12 protein-coding genes are annotated in these 18,582 nt (G+C 71.0%); 8 read left to right on the top strand and 4 right to left on the bottom strand.

From position 1 onward, the window contains the following. Positions 1 to 119: 119 nt before the first annotated feature. The gene (locus OG587_RS19520; RefSeq protein WP_329092283.1) at positions 120 to 1,064 is read left to right on the top strand and encodes a metallophosphoesterase; all 945 of its coding nucleotides are present in this window, start codon (positions 120 to 122) and stop codon (positions 1,062 to 1,064) included. Between the two features lie 130 nt (positions 1,065 to 1,194). On the opposite strand, the gene OG587_RS19515 is transcribed toward OG587_RS19520, so the two are convergent. Continuing rightward, on the bottom strand, positions 1,195 to 2,055 hold the full coding sequence (locus tag OG587_RS19515) for a DUF4184 family protein (protein ID WP_329092279.1): 861 nt from the start codon (positions 2,053 to 2,055) through the stop codon (positions 1,195 to 1,197). 159 nt (positions 2,056 to 2,214) lie between these two features. Here OG587_RS19515 and OG587_RS19510 point away from each other — a divergent pair, with 159 nt between their 5' ends. The 7 genes from OG587_RS19510 to OG587_RS19480 all read left to right on the top strand — a co-directional run bounded on the left by OG587_RS19510 (position 2,215) and on the right by OG587_RS19480 (position 11,950). Further along, positions 2,215 to 5,097, top strand: a complete 2,883-nt coding sequence (locus OG587_RS19510; RefSeq protein WP_329092277.1) for a DUF7824 domain-containing protein — start codon at positions 2,215 to 2,217, stop codon at positions 5,095 to 5,097. Between the two features lie 307 nt (positions 5,098 to 5,404). Beyond that, positions 5,405 to 5,998, top strand: coding sequence for an RNA polymerase sigma factor (locus OG587_RS19505; protein WP_329092275.1), 594 nt, complete (start codon positions 5,405 to 5,407; stop codon positions 5,996 to 5,998). Beyond that, positions 5,991 to 7,223 (top strand): hypothetical protein, encoded by a 1,233-nt coding sequence (locus tag OG587_RS19500; RefSeq protein ID WP_329092273.1) that lies wholly within the window; start codon positions 5,991 to 5,993, stop codon positions 7,221 to 7,223. Before OG587_RS19505 ends, OG587_RS19500 begins: the two co-directional genes overlap by 8 nt. A 409-nt stretch (positions 7,224 to 7,632) precedes the next feature. Continuing rightward, positions 7,633 to 9,261: a heparinase II/III domain-containing protein gene (locus OG587_RS19495; protein ID WP_329092270.1), complete on the top strand. Its 1,629-nt coding sequence runs from the start codon at positions 7,633 to 7,635 to the stop codon at positions 9,259 to 9,261. Between the two features lie 97 nt (positions 9,262 to 9,358). After that, positions 9,359 to 9,931, top strand: a complete 573-nt coding sequence (locus tag OG587_RS19490) for an NADAR family protein (RefSeq protein WP_329092268.1) — start codon at positions 9,359 to 9,361, stop codon at positions 9,929 to 9,931. A 415-nt stretch (positions 9,932 to 10,346) separates the two neighbouring features. After that, the gene (locus tag OG587_RS19485) at positions 10,347 to 10,808 is read left to right on the top strand and encodes a DUF4365 domain-containing protein (RefSeq protein WP_329092266.1); all 462 of its coding nucleotides are present in this window, start codon (positions 10,347 to 10,349) and stop codon (positions 10,806 to 10,808) included. Further along, entirely contained in the window at positions 10,805 to 11,950 is a 1,146-nt protein-coding gene (locus OG587_RS19480; RefSeq protein WP_329092264.1) for a hypothetical protein, read from the top strand. Before OG587_RS19485 ends, OG587_RS19480 begins: the two co-directional genes overlap by 4 nt. Before the next feature lie 27 nt (positions 11,951 to 11,977). Here the strand turns inward: OG587_RS19480 and drmC are convergent, their stop codons facing one another. The 3 genes from drmC to drmA are packed head-to-tail and all read right to left on the bottom strand — an operon-like array spanning position 11,978 to position 18,125. Further along, positions 11,978 to 12,760, bottom strand: coding sequence for a DISARM system phospholipase D-like protein DrmC (gene drmC, locus OG587_RS19475; RefSeq protein ID WP_329092263.1), 783 nt, complete (start codon positions 12,758 to 12,760; stop codon positions 11,978 to 11,980). Beyond that, positions 12,757 to 14,598, bottom strand: coding sequence for a DUF1998 domain-containing protein (locus OG587_RS19470; protein WP_329092260.1), 1,842 nt, complete (start codon positions 14,596 to 14,598; stop codon positions 12,757 to 12,759). The genes drmC and OG587_RS19470 overlap by 4 nt, the downstream gene beginning before the upstream one ends. Beyond that, positions 14,595 to 18,125, bottom strand: coding sequence for a DISARM system helicase DrmA (drmA, locus tag OG587_RS19465; protein WP_329092259.1), 3,531 nt, complete (start codon positions 18,123 to 18,125; stop codon positions 14,595 to 14,597). Before drmA ends, OG587_RS19470 begins: the two co-directional genes overlap by 4 nt. Between the last annotated feature and the right edge of the window lie 457 nt (positions 18,126 to 18,582).

The raw sequence follows: 18,582 nt of genomic DNA, 5'->3' as shown, positions 1-18,582 counted from the left end.
CGCGACCGGAGCCCGAGCCCGGCCGGACTTGTCGACCAGGTTTCCCTGATTGGCCGGATCGACTTCATCGGTCGGTGGCGGGAGGCTGCTGAGAATCGCTCATGCGTAAACCCCTGTTTGTGGCAGCCGTTATGGCGGCCTCGCTGGCCGCCGGTGTCCTGCCGTCCATCGCCGAGGCCCAGACGGGCCGCGGCCCCGCCGTGACCTTCGCCCTGCTCGGCGACACACCGTACGGCGACGCGCAGCGCGCCGAGTTCCCCGCCCTCGTCAAGGACGTCAACACCGACCGGAACGTGCGCTTCGTACTGCACGCGGGTGACATCAAGGACGGTTCCTCCACCTGCGACGACGCGCGCTTCGCCGATCTGGCCGAACTGTTCGGCACCTTCGACGACCCGTTCGTGCTGACCCCCGGCGACAACGACTGGACCGACTGCCACCGCACCACGGCGGGGGGCTACCTGCCCACCGAGCGCCTCGACGCGCTTCGCCGGGTGTTCTTCCCGATTCCCGGCCGTACTCCCGGCCGCCACTCGATGCCGGTCCTCACCCAGGCCGTCGACCGGCGCCACCGTGACTACCGCGAGAACGTGCTCTTCACGCGTGAGCGCGTCGTCTTCGCCGCGGTGCACGTCGTCGGCAGCGACAACGACCTGGCGCCGTGGGCCCAGCTGCCCGGCGGGGACCGGCCCGAGCCGCGGAAGGCCGAGTTCGAGGCTCGCGAGGCCGCCGCGCTCGACTGGATCGACACGGCGTTCGCCACCGCCAGGCTCACCCGCGCCCCGGGTGTGCTGCTGCTCATGCAGGCCGAGCCCGTCGAGACCCCCGGGTTCACGAAGATCCGCAAGCGCGTGATCGACAGGGCCCGCGCGTACGGCAAGCCGGTCCTGCTCGTGCACGGCGACGAACACGTCTACGAGGTGGAACCGTCCTACGCGGGGGTGCCCAACCTGACCCGGCTGGAGACGTACGGTTCCACCGCGACCCAGTGGCTGCGCGTCACCGCCGCCCCCAAGGCGCCCGGAGTCTTCTCCTGGGAGCCGCAGACGGTGACGTCCCGATAACCGGCCCTTCCCACCGGCACGTGGACGCCCCGGTGTCGCGAACTCCGTCGGCGCGGACGCCGCACCGGGGCGCACGCCGTTCCCCGAGACTCGTCGGGGAACGGCTCCCCCGCGACCGCCCCGACGACGCTCATCCCCGGGGCACGTCACTCTCGCTCGTCCCGGCACTCCTGCTCGTCCCGACGCGACCACTCGTCCCGGCGCGACCACTCGTCCCGGCGCGACCTGACGAGGGCGTGCCCGGCGGGAGCGCGCCCGTCCGGGAACGCGGTGCCGGCCACACGTGCCACGCGACCGCGTAGCAGAGCAGGACGGTGCCGAACCCGACCGTCCCGCCCAGGATCACGCAGCGCACCAGGTCGTACAGGCTCACCGCGGCACGGTCACCGCTCCCCAGGATGACCGCGCCGGCGACCGCGGCGACCGCCCCGGCGACCAGGACCCACCCGCGTGACCGTCCCGTCACGCCGGGCCGGGGCTCCGGCCGTACGGCGGCGCGCCGGTACCACAGGACGAACCAGCCGGCCAGGACCACGAGCCCGCCCAGCGAGCTGACATACATCACCACGTTGAACACCCGGTGCGCTCCGACGACCGAGACGCGCATCACCGGCCAGTGCACCACGGCGAAGCCCCCCACCTGAGTGAACCCGTCCCACACCAGGTGCGTGGCGACGCCGGCCGCCAGCGCGGCCATCACCGCGACCCCGCGCCCGGACGGCGCCCGGACGGGCAGCCGCGCGCGCAACCCGTCCGGGGCCAGCGCCGTCAGTGGCGCGCGCAGCAGAAGGTGGAAGACGACGAGCACCGCGACTCCCGCGGGCAGGTCCACCAGCACGGCGCCCAGCCAGCCGTGGGTGGTCTTCGAGGAGAAGGGCAGCGGCAGGTAGTACGGCAGGTCGGGCACCATCGCGCCCACCGCCAGCGCCGAGGGGGGCAGCCGGCACCGCAGCGGCAGGATCGCGACGGTATGGCTCAGGGTGAAGGGCACGCCCCATTATCGGCGTCGTCGACGCGGGCGGTGATCATGCCGGACGGCCGGTCGTCCACCGCCCGGACGCACGAGAGGCGCCTGCTCCGGCGGAATTGTCGGCGGGTCCTGCCAGGATCTCGCCACCTGACCGAAGACCTGATCTTGGAGATTCACGCCATGGAAGCGAAGGACGTCCGGCCGGCCGCCTGGGACGGGGTGCGCGCGCTCATCGACACCGGCGACGTGGCCGGGATCGTGAAGGCCGTGACGGCGCTCGACGACGCCGGACGGCGTGAGGTGGCGCGCGAGCTGCCCGGATACGTCACGGTGCTCCAGGAGAGGGAACAGCGGTCGCTGGCGGAGCGCGAGGCCAGGCTCGACCGGGCGCGGCAGGACCGGCAGGAGGAGCTGCTGCGGTGGCGTGACACCGGGGAGATCTCCGAGGACCAGTACCAGCGAGCATGGTCCATGACCTGGGACGACTACGACGGGTGGGAGGGCGCCTCCGGGGGCGACGGCTGGATCGAGCCGATGCGGATCGCGGGCGCGGGCACGATCGGCGGCGCCGCGGCCGTGGTGACGTGGATCAACCGCAGGGAGTTCGAGCGCTGGGACCTCGACGATGCCCGGGTGGTCGACGGGATCGAGCCGCTGCTCGAAGTGATCGCCTCGCGGCCCGCCGCGTGGCAGGCCGACCTGGCCGTACGGGTCGCGCTCCGGCTCCGTCCCCGGCGTCGCCGCGCCCCTCGTGACCGGAACCTGCCGCTCGCGTTCGCCCTGCTCCGCCGTACCGGCGCCACCCCGCCCGCGCACGACCCGCTCGTGGTGGGGTGGGTGTCCCGGGACGCCAGGCTCGGCGAGCTGCGGGCCGATCCGCTGCTCGACCACCTGCTGCCGCGGCTCTTCGAGGCCGAGGGCATCGGCCGGGCACTGCGCGACGAGCGGTCCGGTCCGGGCGGCACCACCCGCTGGCTCGGCGCCCTCCGCACCCTCGCGGCCGAGGGCCGGGTGCCGCGCGAGCTGCTGCTCAACGGCTGCCGGAGCCGCTTCCTGCGCGGAGGCGAAGGCCCCGACCTGCGGTTCTTCGCGCGCCTGCACGAGCTGCTCGACCCCACTCCGGCCGAGATCGAGCCGCACGCCGTCGACTACCTGAGGCTCCTGCCCACCGCGCCGGGCCCGGTGGCCGAGCTGTCGCTGAAGCACGTGCGCCGGTTGGACGGCCTCGATCCGGCGGACGTGGTGGAGGCACTGGAAGGGCTGCTGTTCCGCGCGGAGGGCGGGCTGGTGCGCACCGGTCTGGCCTGGCTGGAGGAGTCCATACGGCGGTCGCCGGGCCGGGCCGACGAGCTGGCTCCCGCCCTGGCCATGGCGTTCGGCCACGAGGCGCGGGCCGTGCGGGAAAGGGCCGTGCGCCTCGCGGTCCGGCACGCCGCGCACCTCACCGCGCTCGGCGCCGAGATCCTCCGCGGCGGCATGGGCACGCTCACGCCCGACCTGCACAACCGGCTGGCCGCGGCCGTCGGCGGCGAGCGCGTCGAGGAGCCAGAACCCGCATCGGTGCCCGAACCCGCGCCCGAGGAGGTCTTCGTGCCACGGCGGCTGCCCGACCCGCCCCGTCCTGTCCCGGTCGTCGCGCCGCCGGACACGCCGGGTCAGCTGGCCGGCATGTACCGGCGCGACGGCTGGCGGGTGGCCGAACGCCGCCTGTCCGCCTTCGTCCGGCTGGCCGCGCGGGACAGGGAGTCGCTGCGCGCCGCCCTGACGCCGCTCTTCGCGCGCGAGGAGGAGCCGTGGCACCCGGACGAGTGGCGGGAACACGGCGACTGGATGACCGCCTTCGCGGCCGAGCTGGCCGACCCCGGGCGGACGTACGAGACCGGCCGCGTCGCGTTCGTCAACCGGGCCCGTCGCGAGCGCGGGCTTCCGCCCGTCGTGTACGAGGAGCCCGACCACCTGCCGGAGCGCAGGCGCGCCTCGCCGCTGCACCGCTTCGTCCTGCTCCGGCACGCGGAGATCCTCGACGCGCTGCGGGCCGGGACCCTGCCGCCGCTGCTGCTCGCCACGCCGACCCTGTCCAACGGCCTGCTCGACCCGGCCGAGCTGGTGTCCAGGCTGGAGACCCTGGAGGCGGCCGACGTGACGCCGCTGTCCGCCGACTTCCAGCAGGCGCTGCTCAGGCTGCCCCGCCGCGTCGACCCGGCGGTGACCGTACGGGCGGAGGCCCTGAGGTCGGAGGCGGGCCGCCGGGCGGCCCGCTGGATGGCCGAGGGCGGGCTGCCCGACCCCGTCGTGCGGGTGACCCGGTCGGGAGAGAACGACGGGCTCGGTTCGAGCGTCTGGATGGCCTGCACCGTCCAGGCCGAGCCCACCGGCCTGCCGCTGGTCGACGAGCTGCTCGCCGACCAGCCCCGGCACGTCAACTTCATGGCGGACGGGCACCTCGGCGGGTTGATGGAATGGTGGGCCGCCGTCCTGCCCTCCCACCGGGAAGTGGTCGCCGCCCACCTCGTCCCGCACCAGCCGGTGCCCGACTGGAGCGCGGCGATGGACTCGCTGCGCCTGGTCGACCTCGCCGCCGCGGAGGGACCCGCCGGGCGGGCCGTCGCCGTCCTGCTCGCCCACCGGACCTTCCCCGGGCCGTTCGCCCACGACGACAGCCTCCCCGCGTTCACCGCCCTCCGGCAGCTGGCCGCCGCCGGAGACCTCCCGGCCGAGGAGATCGGCGCGGAGCTCGCGGAGCGGGTGGTCAGGGGCGAGATCACGCCGAAGCTCCTGCTGGGTGCCCTCGAGGCCGAGGCCGCGGACGGAGCCCACCGTGAGATGTGGCGAATCCTCGCCGTGGCGCTGCCCTCCATGCTCCCCGCCCCCGACAGCCGCCCCACGCCCGCCCACGCCGACCTGGTCGCCCGGGCGGCCCGCCTCGCCCGCTGGGCACGGGCGCGAGGACGGATCCCCGCCCTGACCGAGCTCGCCGCGCGCAAGGGCCGCAGCCACGTCTTCCGGCACGCCAGGGCCCTCGACGATCAGCTGGCGTCACCGGCCGCGGACACCGACGGCTGAGGCGGGAGCCGCTTCAGCGGACCACCATGGGGGCGCAGGGACGGCCGTCGGCGGGCCCGTGGCCCGTGACCGTGGTCCGTAACCGTCGTGCGTGATCGTCGTGCGTGATCGTCGTGCGCGGACGTCGTGCGCGGACGTCGCGCGTGAAAGCACATCGGCGGATCGGGTGATGAAAGGTGACCGCTGAGTCCGTGAACGTCGCGCGCGGACGTCGTCCGTGAAAGCAGATCGGCGGATCGGGTGATGAAGGGTGACCGCTGATCGCGTCCGAAGGGTTGCACATGACGGGAAGACCATCGTGACCACGATGTCCTGGACCGCTCGTCCGGCGGACGACGCCGAGGTCGTCCGGCTCTCCCTCGTCGAGTCCGAGCGGTTCAGCGCGATCTTCGACCTGCACTTCCACGAGATCCACCGCTATGTCGCCCAGCGGCTCGGCGCCGACATCGCGGAGGACGTCGTGGCGGAGACGTTTCTCACCGCGTTCCGCAAACGGGCGCTCTACGACCCGTCGCGCGCCGGCGTGCGGGCGTGGTTGTACGGCATCGCGACCAACCTCATCGGCAAGCAGCGCCGCGTCGAGGTGCGCACGCTGCGCGCGCTCGGGCGCCACGGCCCGGATCCCGACTTCCCCGGGCACGAGGAACGGGTCGCGGCGCGGGTCAGCGCGGAGAGCCTGCGGCCGAGCCTGGCAACGGCCCTGGCCGGGCTCCACCGGCGAGACCGCGACGTCCTGCTCCTCGTGGCCCTGGCCGGGCTCAGCCACGAGGAGATCTCCAGCGCCCTGGGCATCCCGTACGGAACCGTCGGGTCACGCCTGAACCGAGCCAGGAAAAAGCTGCGCACCGCGCTGGGTGGCACCAATCCCATGCTCGAACCCGAGGAGACCGATCATGGATGAGCTGGACAGGGTCCGTGAGCTGTACGGCGAGCCGCAGGCCGACCCGTTCCTCAAGGCCAGGGTGTTCGAGCGGCTGGAGGCCGAACCCCGTCGCCGTCGCCGATTTCCGTGGACGATGGCGGTGACCGGTCTCGCCACCGCCGTGGCCGTGACCGTAGCGGTGGCGGTGACCGTCCCGGCGACGACCGGGAGCCCGACCCCGGAGATCTCCGGACGGTCTGTCCTCCTCGCGGCGGCGACCAGGGCGGAGGCCGATCCCGCGACGACGGGCGCGTACTGGCGCGTCAGGAAGCTGCACCGCAGAACGCACCCGGAGCCGTTGGGAAGGGGCGAGAACCGCTACCGGGTGGTGGAGTCGTGGCTCACCGAGCAGTGGGCCGCCAGGGACGGCAGGATCTGGGCCGGTTCCCGGGCGCTGGGGGCGCGCCCGGGGAGCGAGGCCGACACGGAGGCGTGGCGCCGTGACGGGTCTCCCACCGAGTGGAGGGGTGTGGCCCCGTCATGGAACCCGCCGCGGAATCCGCCACAGGACCCGTCACGGAATCCGTCACAGGATCCGTCGCGAGGCCCGTCACGGGACTCGTCGCGAGGCCCGTCACAGGACCCTTCGCAAAGCCCGTCACAGGACCCTTCGCAAAGCTCCTCACAGGACCCTTCGCAAAGCTCCTCACGAGGCCCGTCACAGGGCGAGGGAGGAGCGCTGTCCGCGTCGCCGGGCGAAGGCCTGCTCAGGGCCGTCACCGGCAGGGCGGCTTTCAGCATGGCCGGTCACGACATGACCTTCGAGCAGATCCGGGAGCTCCCGGCCGACCCCGCCGTCCTGAAGGACCGGATCTCCGGGATGGTGCGAGACGCGCCGGACGGCCCTGACGGCGGTGTCCTGGCGGACGCGCTCAGCGGCCTGCTGTGGAGCAAGCCGTCGTCGCCCGAGGTTCGGGCGGCCGCCTACCGGGCCCTGGCGGAGCTGCCGAACGTCCGCTACCTGGGTACGGCGACGGACGAGCGGGGCCGGAAGGGGGCCGCGTTCTCCTTCACCGTACGAACCTCCCCGGCCGTCCCCGTCCCCATCCCCGTCCAGCGGACGCTGATCATCGACGTCGCCAGCTCCCGGGTGCTGTCCTCGACCGACACGGGGGGCGGCCCGGGGGCCGTGGGGGACGAGGTCGAGGTGGTCCTGGAGGCGGGCTGGACGGACGACAGACCCACCCCGCCCGCACTCCCGTAACCCACCTGCCGTCTCCGGGCCGCGCCGGCCCGACCCCGTCCCACACCCCCATAACCCACCCGCCCTCGCCGAACCACGCCGGACCGGCCCTCGTCTCCACACTCCCGTAACCCATCCGCCCTCACCGGACCGGCCATCGTTTCCACACTCCCGTGGCCCACCCGCCGTCTCCGGGCCGCGCCGACCCGGTCCGGCATCCTCTCCGGACCACGGCGGGCCGGCCGGTCGTCGTCTCCGGGCACCCGTGGCCCGGCCATGTCCGCCGACCTTCCCCACCGGTTCGTGGAGCCCGCACCGGTGTGAGACCGGCGGAGCTCGGGCCCCGGCCGCCCCCGTTCAGCCACGCCCGCCCCGGCGCACGTTCCGCGGGCGTGAAGACGCCCGTACCAGCACCCTTTGGAGCGATCACTTGTTTCAGCATGCCCGCGGGGCCCTCGGCCTGATCGCGAACCGTCCCGCCCCGTCCTCCCTCGCGACAGCGGACGGCCCGGTCGTCTACCCGGCCGGGCGGTTCCCAGCGATCAAAGTGGCCGAGGTCATGCGGGGCCGGGTCACGTTCGTCGGCCTGCCCCCCGTCGACCTGGACCCGGACATCGACTGGTGCCTCGACCCGTACCGCAACCGTTCCTGGGCACTGAACCTGCACGCGCTGAGATGGATGGGACGGCTGGTCGGGGAGTACGAGCGGTCAGGGAGACCGGAGTACCTCACCCGCGCCGTGGAGATCGCCGCTGACTGGGTCAGGAAGAACCCGCGCGGCGGGAACGGTGTCAGCCCCTGGGCCTGGGCCGAGCACCCGGTCGCGCTGCGCGCACCGGCCCTGGTCTGCCTCAGCGCGTACGTGCGTGCCGACTGGCTGTCCGACAGTCTGGTCGAGCACGCCGGGATCCTGTCCGACCCCGCGCTCTACCGCCGGGGCCACAACCACGGCCTGGACCAGGACATCGCGCTGCTGGCGATCGGCTGCCGTCTTGGGCGGGAACGGTGGAAGGACCTGGCCATCCGGCGGATGGCCGAGTCGGCGGAACTCTCCATCGACGCGCAGGGGGCGCTGCACGAGCAGGCTCCGAGATACGGCGTCTACGTTCACCGGCGGCTGGAGACGGCCATGGAGGCGATCGAGAGGTGCGGGGCCGAGATCCCCGCCGGTCTCGCCGCGCGGCGGACATCGCTGGAGACGTACGTCAGCCATGCCACCCAGCCCGACGGCCGCCTGGTGCCGATCGGTGACAGCCCGGCCGACACGCGCCCCGAGGGTTTCCCGCACGGGGAGAGCACGGTGAAGGTGTTCGACGGCGGTTACGTCTTCGGCAGGACGGCGTGGGACGACCCGGAATCCGCCTACTACTCGATCAGGTTCGGCCCCGGGCGCCGCCTGCACGGCCACGAGGACCATCTGGGCGTCACCTATCACGCCCACGGCCGGGACATCCTGGTGGAGGCGGGTTTCCACTCCTACGAGAGAACGGCCTACCGGGAGTGGACGGCCTCCCCCGAGGCGCACAACGTTCCCATCGTCGTGGACGCCGCCTTCCGTGCGGGTACGGCGACACGCCTCGCGAGCTCGTCCGTGGGCCGCACCCGCCAGTCCTACACGCTCACCGACGACGCGTACGGTGTCAGTCGCACGCGCTCGGTCCTGGTCTGCCACGGCGCCGACCTGATGGCCGTACTGGACACGGTCCCGGCAGGGTCGGCGCTGCGCAACCTGTGGCACCTCGGCCCGTCGCTCAGGGTGGTCTCCAACCGCGACGGCAGGGTGGTGCTGGCCGACGGGAACTGGCGGGCGACGCTGCTGCAACTCGCGATGCCCTCCCTCCGGCCGGTCGGCGGCCAGGAGGTGCTGGCCTGCGAGATCTCGACCGGCTACCTCAGGAAGGCGGACACCGCGACGGTACTCTCCCCTCCGGCCTCCTCCCTGCTGACCCTGGTCGTCCCGGGCACCGGAGACCCGGAGGTCACCCTCTCCGAGGGGAGGATGACCGTCCACACCTCCGGCGGCCCCGTCTCCTTCTCGCCCTCGCTCGACCATTCGTGACGGGCGCCGCGCCCCCTGTTCCCGTCTGTTCCCGTCTGTTCCCGTCGAGCCGGTAACCCGGTGGCCGTCCGACGGCCGCCCATGACACGGTGTACCGGTGTCCGATCTCATCAGAACGCCCCGCTCGGTCGCCGAGGCCGTCGCCGCCGAGCGGGACGGCGAGCGGTTGCGTTACCTGTTCTTCTGGGGCCACCGGCCGCCGCGTGACGGCGGAGTCGGCGCCGGGTGCCTCAGCCAGTGGTGGGAGGCCACCTTCACCTCGGAGGGGCACGACTTCCGGTCGGCCGAGCACTACATGATGGCGCACAAGGCATGGCTGTTCGGCGACGGTGAGACGGCCGCGCGGATCCTCGCCGCCGAGCACCCCGGCGAGGCCAAGAAACTCGGCCGCGAGGTCCGCGGCTTCGACGGGGCCGTGTGGGACGAGCACCGCTACGGGATCGTGGTGCGCGGCAACATCGCCAAGTTCGGCGAACACCCCGAGATGAAGGACTTCCTGCTCGGCACCCGCTCCCGCGTCCTGGTCGAGGCCAGCCCCGTCGACCGGATCTGGGGCATCGGACTCGCCGCCGACGACGAACGCGCCGCCTCCCCCACCACCTGGCGGGGCCTGAACCTGCTCGGCTTCGCCCTCATGGACGCCCGCGACGCCCTGGACGCCACACCGTGAAACAATCCAAATCCACCTTGACGGAGAGTACGAGCACCGGGACATCCTGCGGTACCGCGTCTCCGGCCCGCGCGCGGTACGCCCCAGCGCCCCGTCGAAGCTTCCGAGGGTGACAGGTGTCAGGGGCATGACCGAGAGTCGAATGGCCACGTCGCCTCCTCATCTCGGACACTGGCATTTGCATCCTTACCGGGATGAGTGCCAGAAATCCTGCTCGAATGAGGTTTGGCCCACCATGCCGAGATTAAAGTTTTCCCTTTTCCCGCGAAGATCTTTTCAAAGGCGCTTCAACGCAGTACTTTCCTCAGAGGAAGTCGTGGCACTGGGCTGACCCGGCTGGCCGGGCCGATCGGCGAGGAGGCCGGATCTGCCGATCGATCACAACATCCTTCAAGGATGGTACGGCGAGTCCTACGTGAGCCTGATCGCAGCGAGCGCGGGGCTGACGGTCGCCAAGCCGCAACCGGACGTCGACGGAATCGACCTGTTCCTCAACTACCCAAAGGCACGCGGCACACGGTATCGGCCCCAGATCGACGTGCAGGTCAAGACGGTTCGCAAGCCGGAGTACGCAGACAACAAGGAACTGACCTACTCCCTTGCGGCGAAACATTTCAACGAGCTCGCAGGCACCGGCTTCGACACGCCGCGCTACCTCATCGTGATTCACGTACCCCAAGACCCCTGTGACTACATTCACGCGGAGGAGGAAGACACCGAGCTCAGAGTCCGCCATCGCGGTTACTGGGTCTCGTTGGAGGACCACACGCCCATTGTCGGAACCGGCCAGAAGTCCAAGACCGTCAGGCTGCCACGGGCGAACCATGTGACGCCGGCAGCACTGCTGAGGCTTATGATCCGCCCGGAGGCGTCATGAATCTCGGACAGGGGTATCTGGACGCTCTCGCGGGCCTGCGCCCGGAAGAGGTCTCCGTCTATCTCGCCAATTCCGGCTGGCTGGACAGTGACGTCATCGGTCGTTCCCGCCTCTGGGTGCTGGACGACACGGACAGGGAGTTCGAAGTCCTCCTCCCTGGCGATGAGGGGATGCGCGACTACCTGCCACGCATGGTGAGTCTCTTCCAGGTGCTCAGTGAGGCCGAGCAACGGCCACAACCGGAGATCCTCCGTGACGTCACCGCCAAAGACATCGATTCCCAGCACTTCACCACTTATCCGGAAGGACCTCCGGGAACGACCTCGGTGGCCGATGCCGTCGATGCCTATGAGGGACTCCGGTGGCTGTACATCGCGGGGGCTTACGCCGTGGACGGCGAACCCCGGCTGATACTGCCGAATCGAAAATCCCGGACCGTGGAGGAGTTCCCCCGCCACGTACGGCTGCGCCCACCCCGTGAAGGCAGTTATGTGATCACCGCCGAGGTCCCCCTGGATCTGCGGCCGGAGAACGGGGCCTTGTTCTCCCTGGACACGCCGTTCTCCCGCCGGGTGCTGTTACGTCTCTACGACACGATCCGTACGGCCAAGACATCCGCGATCGAGGCGTCGGAAAGCTCTGATCTCTCGCCGTTCGCCGACCGGGTGGGTGAGGGCATCTCGGTGACGCTCTGCCGCGCGCTGGCCCTGTTCGGCGGAATGGACCGGGACCGGCCGTTCAAGATCCAGTTCTCGTGGGCGAGCACGCTTCCCACCGGTGTGCGGACCTCGGCCATCCGTTTTTCCGAACCGGAGATAGCCATGCTCACCCAGGCCGGAGAGGATCTCGGACACGAGCGACAGGAGCAGGAGGCAGAGGTCACCGGCACGATCTTCAAGCTGGAGCGGACCACCCCGGAGCAACTCGGCTGGGTGGTGGTCCAGGGAATGGCGACCATACGCGGATCAGAGCGACGCACCCGGCGGCGGATCTGGATCCGTCTTGGAGGCGAGGACTACAGCTCCGCGACCCGTGCCCATGATTTCGGACTGAAAGTTCGCATGAACGGCGTGCTCGTGCGGACGGCGAGCAGGACGCAGCTGGAGGCTGTGCGCGGGTTCACCGTGCTGGAGCGCGGCTGACCGTCACCCAGTGGAGCACGGTGAACCTCACCCCGTAGGACGTAGCGGACCGTCCTCGGGCCGCATGAGCGCGCGGAAATGCCTGACGAGCCTGCGCACCACGTCGGGATCTCGGAGGACGACGCCGACTTCGAGGTTGTGGGCGAGCGCCCGATCGGTGAGGTTCGCGCTGCCGAGCAACGCGACGTCCTCATCTGCGGCGACGACCTTCGCGTGCAGCGCCGGAACCGAACCACCGGTTTTCGGCCTGTCCGCCCAGGCCCAGAACGTGGCCAGCGAACGGAGCGCTTCGAAAGGCTCGGTGGGCGTGCCACGCAACGCACCGCCGTCCTCAATGCTGCCTTCCAGCACCAGATCGACCCGAACACCCCGCCCGGCCGCCCTGGCCAGTTCCCGCGCCACCTCGGCGACACCGAACGCGGCGAAACTCACCACGAGCAGCGACGTGCGGCTGGCGCGGATCACCTCGATGATGACCGAGCTGGTCAGCCGGACGGGGACCTCGTCGCTGTGCGGTCCGCTGACCACGACGTCGGTCCTGTGCCGGTGGGTCTCACCGTGCATCCGGGACGCGGTCTCCAGCGCCAGTGCCACCGCCGAACCCGGCGGCGGAGGGTCGGCCGCCGACCAGGCGGCGACGAGCCGGGCCGCTCTGGCCCCCATGACGGCCCCGGTCCTGGCCCGGGTCAGCAGTCCCCGGACCGCGGGATGCGGTGCAGGATGCCCGCGCAGGATCTGCGCCCATGCCCGTACGTGGCCTTCGGGGAGCTCCCGCGCGAGCGCGGCGATGACGGCGGGCAGGTCGTTCACCGCGTGGCCAGGAATCCGATGCCGAGGTCGCTGACGGTGTCGACGAGCAGGGCCCGGTCCAGGTAGTGGTTGCCCCGTTCGCATGAGGTCTCGGACGCGAACAGGCAGGCGTGGCACGCCGAGCCGTACAGGTGTCCGTGTTCGCGGGGATCGCGTTCGGAGCAGAGCGGATCGGAGCTGCACAGCCGTGCGGCGTCCAGCGCCTGCTCGATGAGCGTGCCGAGGCGGTCTCGGCGACCCAGGGACACCAGACCGCCCAGCGTGCCCTCGCTGTCGGGGGCGGCGGTGTACAGCAGCACCCCGGCCATGGGTTGCGCACCGGTTCCGGAGTAGATCCGTTCGCCGATGCCTGCGGCGCTGTAGCCGCTCTCCAGGGCGAACTCCCGGATGAGGGCGTGGGCGAAGGTATGCAACAGCAGATAGCGGATACCCGGCCAGTGGCCCGGTTCGAGCCGGCGCCGGCCCCGCCACCTGTCATGTCCCTCACGGAGCTGTCTCCGGCGTCTGCGGACGTCGGGACGTCGCTGCCAGGCGGCCAGCTCCTCCTCCCGGAAACGCAGGAAGATGCCCTCGCCCCGCATCTCCGCGCACGGCACCCACGTGGGCCTGGCGATGGAGATCGGCGCGAAACCCGCGTCGCCCCCGTCCTCTCCCCATTCGGGGGCGTCGATCCGGGTGAAGCCGTACAGGGCCGACACCTGGCGCAACCGGGTGACCAGGACGACCTCCTCCAGCCACCGTTTGCCGTCGGCGGGGGGCCGCTCCTTCTCGGTCGTGAAGTCGGGCAGCCTGACCGGCAGGGCGCGGGTGAAGGCGTTCCATTCGGGGGTCATCAGATCCAGGTCGTCACCCTGGTCGTCGTCATCGGAGCTCTCTGTGTGCCGCCGAATCGCCTTCCAGACCTCGTCGACGCCGTACTGCTCCAGCTCCGACCAGCATTGCAGGTTGGGAAGCAGTTCCTTGCCGTCCCCCTCGGGGAGCAGCGCCGCCAGCTTCAGCATCTTCCACAGCTCGGCGACCCGCTGGTCCACCTCCATGTCGGCCTGCGGCAGGGTGAAGGCCCTGAGCTGCATGCCGAACCAGCTGTTGGTGGCGCCCAGACCGATCGTCCGGGTCTCCTCGCCACAGCCCTGGAACTGCTCGGACCGCAGGTGCGGGTGGCGGCCCCGGCACCGCGGCAGGTTCGGGACCATCTTCTCGCCGATCGCCTGCGCCATCGACCGGGGCGGGACACCGCACGAGCACCGGACCCACAGACTCGCCGCGTCACCCGTGGTGCCCTTCTCCTCAAGGGTGAGGGTGTGCCCGCCGTACTCGGGGACGATCCCGCTGTGGGCGAAGAACAACCAGGGGAAGTCGTCGAGGTGCCCGTGGACGCAGGCGAGGACGAACCGGGCGGGCACCGCGGTGGGACGGCCTCCGCCGTTGCCCCGGCAGCCGTGCACGTAGCGGATCCGGTCCGGAGAGAACGCGTGCGGGAGAAGCTCGAACAGGCCGGTCTCCACCGGGGCCAGGAGTCCGCACTTGGGGTTGGTGCAGCGCAGCCAGCGTGGGAACAGGGTGACGGGCACTCCCACGCGGGTCCACTCACCGAAGGGGTCGGACGACTCGGGGACGTAGGGAGGGGTACGCAACGCCTCCACCGGCGCCCGCAGCTTCGCCCGCACCGCCGCGAGCAGTCGCTCCTCGGGGACCACCCGGGTCTTGGACGGATCCCACTCGTCCAGCCCGCACACCATCACTGACAGGTTGGGCATGTCGGCGACCGCCCCCACACCGTAGGTGTGCAGGAGTTGATTGGGGCGCAGTTCGCCGACCCGCAGACTCGACCCGGTCATGAGGCGCTCCCTCCGGCCGTGAACGGCGGTTCCTGGGTGATGGCGAGGTGGTCGTCCTCGGGCAGGAGCAGCAGGCGCACCCCCGGCTCGACGTCCCGCAGCGAGGTCGGGCACGTCATCGGCCGCCAGCGCCCGTCCTCCGGGCGGCGCAGCAGACCGGCCGCGTCCCCGGGCACTCCCGGCGCCCTGTCGTTGTAGGCCAGCCGCCTGCCCGGCACCCGGCGTTCGTTGTGCCACTGGTCGAGCCGGGCGTCCAGGTGGCGTTCGACCTCGACGCCCACCCGGTTCTCCGCGGTGACCTCCCGGGCCCGGCGCTTGAGGAACCGCACCACGTGGTCGGCCAGCTCACCGGCCCGGTCGAACTGTCCGGCGCGCAGGTTGCCGTTGTACGAGAACTCCAGGTTGCGCACCAGGGACACCAGCACCCCGGTCAGCCCGCGGTCGACCGCGCGGTCGGCGAACGGTGTCACCGACAGCGCCTCCACGTGCCGGTAGACGGTGGCGTGGAAATGCTCGAACGTCTCGTAGTGCGACAGGTCACGCGGCCGAGCCCAGTTGTAGACCGTGAACACCAGGCCCGGCGCGGCACGGCCGACCCGGCTGGTGGCCTGGATGTACTCGGCGGCGGACTTCGGCTGGTTGGAGACGACCATCACGCCGAGGCGGGACACGTCGACACCGACAGCGATCATGTTGGTGGCCAGCAGGATGTCGATCGGGCGGCGCCTGCGCTCCTCGCGGTCGTCGGTGAACGCCTGCTCCAGGTGGTCGAGCACGACCGGGATGTCCGAGGACGACAGCCGGGAGGTCAGCTCCTTGACGACCGGATCCCAGCGACGGGAGAACCCACGATCCTCGGCCCGCGACAGGCGGGTGGAGACGTCGTCCTCCACCATGCGGCGCATCGCGCCCAGGTCGCGCAGGCTGTTGAAGTAGCCGACCAGGGTCATGTAGGGGTCGGTGACACGATTGCGCCCGTACCTGTCGTGCAGGGTCTGGGCCGCGCCGAGCACGGCGACGTACACCCGGATCAGCACCGACTTGTTGCGGACGCCGTGCGCGCAGATGCCAACGTAGCGGCGGCCGGGCCGATGCCCGGGTGCCGCCGGATCCACCGGGCGCTGTCGGGAAAAGAAGTTGTCGCCGATGTCCAGCCCCGGGGGCGGGAAGATCTCGGTCCGCCGGTCGAAGAGCGCCCCGATCTGCTGCTGTGCCCGGCGTACGGTCGCGGTCGAGGCGATGACCTTGGGCCTGACCCGCCTGCCGCCAGGGAGCTCCCAGGTGGCGAGCCGGTCGACGGCCGCCTCGTACAGCCCGGCCAGGGACCCCAGCGGGCCGGAGATCAGATGCAGCTCGTCCTGGATGATCAGGTCCGGCGGCCGGATGCGCGACACGTCGACGATCCGCGCGGACGGGAGCAGCCCCTTGGCGGGATGCCGGGTGGACGCCGACGACAGCTCCCAGTCGTTGGCCCCGGTGTCCTCCGTCACGTATCCGTGCCGCTCACACCGCTGCCTGACCCGGCCGAACAGCGCCTGGGTCTCACCACGCCACGGGAGCTGGGCGAACTTGTCCACCGTCGCGATGATGAGGCTGGGCAGCAGCCGGTAGATCTCCTCGTCGACCAGGACGACCGGAAGACCCTCGGGGTTGGTGACGTCGTTGAAGTCGCAGTAGAGGTTGTTGCAGAAGACCTGGGTGCGGCGCCGGGTCGGATCGACCGCGATGTTGATGCCCGCCTCCAGCACCTCGCCGCACCACGGGCAACCGGTCAGCTGGTGCGGTGAGCCGACGGCCCGCACGAACCCCCGTTTCCCGGCCTTGCGGAGCTGCTTCAGCCACTCGCCTGCGTCGTCGGTCTTGTTGGGCGTCACCCGCGCGCCGACCCAGAGGCCGATCCGGAACGGTGTCGTCCCCCACACGGTCTCGTCACCGCGGCGCAGATGCTCACACGCGCAGATCAACGCGGTGGCGCGCTGGAACTGCTGGATGGTGAGCAGCCGAAGCGTGTAGCGCATCAGCACCGCCACGCCCGCCGACGGGTCGTAGCCGCCAAGCGCCGGGCTGAGCCTGCGGATCGCCAGCGTGAACGCGGTCAGACCGAGATACGCCTCGGTCTTGCCGCCACCGGTGGGGAACCAGAGCAGGTCGGCCACGGCGTCGCCGTCGCTCTCGTCGGCACCGCGCTCGGCGTGCCCGGGGTCGGCCAGCGCGGGCAGGTTCAGCAACATGAACGCGAGCTGGAACGGGCGCCACCTGTGGTTCTCCGGCGTGCCGACCTCTCTCAGCGCGTCTTCGAGCGTTCTGGTGGGGGTCTTCCGTCGTACGGCCGCCGCCAGCGTGTGCACACGCTGCAGGTACATCGCCTCGTTGGCGAACCGGAAGGCCTTGAGCGCGTTCTCGTCGCGCGCGTTCTCGTCTCCGGTGAGCAGGTCGATCCCGGCCTCGATCCGGTCGGCCGCCCTGCGTGCCGTGGCCAGCGCCTCACCGGGCGTCTTCCCGTACGGCACGAGCCGCTCGCCGGGGTCGGAGAGGCGCTTCTCCTGCCGGGCGATCCAGGCCCGGTACCCCGTGACCAGCGGCGACAACCCTCTGCGCAGCGCGTCGGCCGGCAGGCCGCGAAGCACCTCCATGTCCAGCACCAGATCGGCCAGCTCCGGCAGGTCCGGATCGTTTCCCGGGTCGGGCACGCCGGTGGACGGGATCTCGTGGGTCGGCACGGCCCGCGTCTCGACCTCCACCGCCCGCATCGGGTCGTCCGGCGCCCGCCGCGCCGTCACCCCTACCCCGTGGCCGATCGCGAACTCCGGATGGAACCGGTAGGCCATGGCCAGCCGCCGCTGCTCGCCACGATCGATCTCGTCACCGCCACCGAACGTGTCGGGCCGGGCCCGGAAGATCGGCCCGTCGTCCACGGCGGTGACGCCCATCCGCACCTGGAACAGCCATGCCGCGCCCTCCAGCCTCTCGGGCCGGGGCGTGGTGTTGACCAGAAAGACGGAGACCAGCCAGCCGCCGTCATGACGGCGCGCCCGGCCACGGACCACCACATGCTCGTCGGAGGGCATGCGCTCCGGATCGAGCCGCCCCTCCCTGAGGGCCAGCCGCACGGCCCCCGAGTCGGGCACCCGATGCCAGACCCGCCCGCCCGCCGCGCCATCGGGGTTCTCGACGCGCTTGTAACGCGCCCAGTGGCCGGTCACCTTCAGCTCGGCCGTGTCACCGTCCACGAAGACCGTGCAGCCCAGGGCGGAGGGCATCATGCTGGCGACGGTCAGGACGGACGGCTCGGCCTCGTCCTCACCCACGTCGGCGCCGTCGGTGTCGGCGGCGTCGTCCATCAGGTCCGGCTCGATCAGCTCACCGTCGGGGGCGAGCCTGCCCAGGATGTAACGATCGGTCGGGCGCTCCTTGAACTCCTCCCCCTCGTCACCGAAGGGACCGTGGAGATCATGGACGACCAGCTCCTCCAGCTCGTCCCGGATCCGAGCCTCGTCGGGGCGTTCGAGCACCGTCTCACCGCTCATGCCGATCACTGTAGGGGCAGACCACGACATTCCACAGGCGCTCGCCGGAGGACAGGCGGCACGGTTCGTGGGCCCTCGATTTACTGTGAGGTGGAGTGTGAAGCGTAGCCCCTCCCCGCCCAGCGAGTCCGTTCAGCACGGAGCCCAGCGAAGTGCGCCGCCATGTCCTTTCCGGACATTTTCGCCACCAGGCATCGTGAGGCCTCCTCACGATCTTCAAACGCGAGCGGCCTACGCGTACCCCTCGACCCTTCATGGTCACCATGTGTCACGAGGGCTGAGCCCGTCACGCTTCAAGATCCACTTCAGGAAGATCGATTTATTCGACCGGCTGGAATCAATGCCTACTGAATCCGAAAGCTCGACGTAACTCGTGATCACACCTCTTACCTGCAGTGATAGGCGGCCTTTGTGTAACGTCCGCCTAATCATCGTCAGTATAGTTTCCGGTCAACAC

The organism is Streptosporangium sp. NBC_01469, assembly GCF_036227305.1.
In the GTDB taxonomy this organism is placed as follows: domain Bacteria; phylum Actinomycetota; class Actinomycetes; order Streptosporangiales; family Streptosporangiaceae; genus Streptosporangium.
This window is presented reverse-complemented; position numbering and strand designations above follow the sequence as displayed.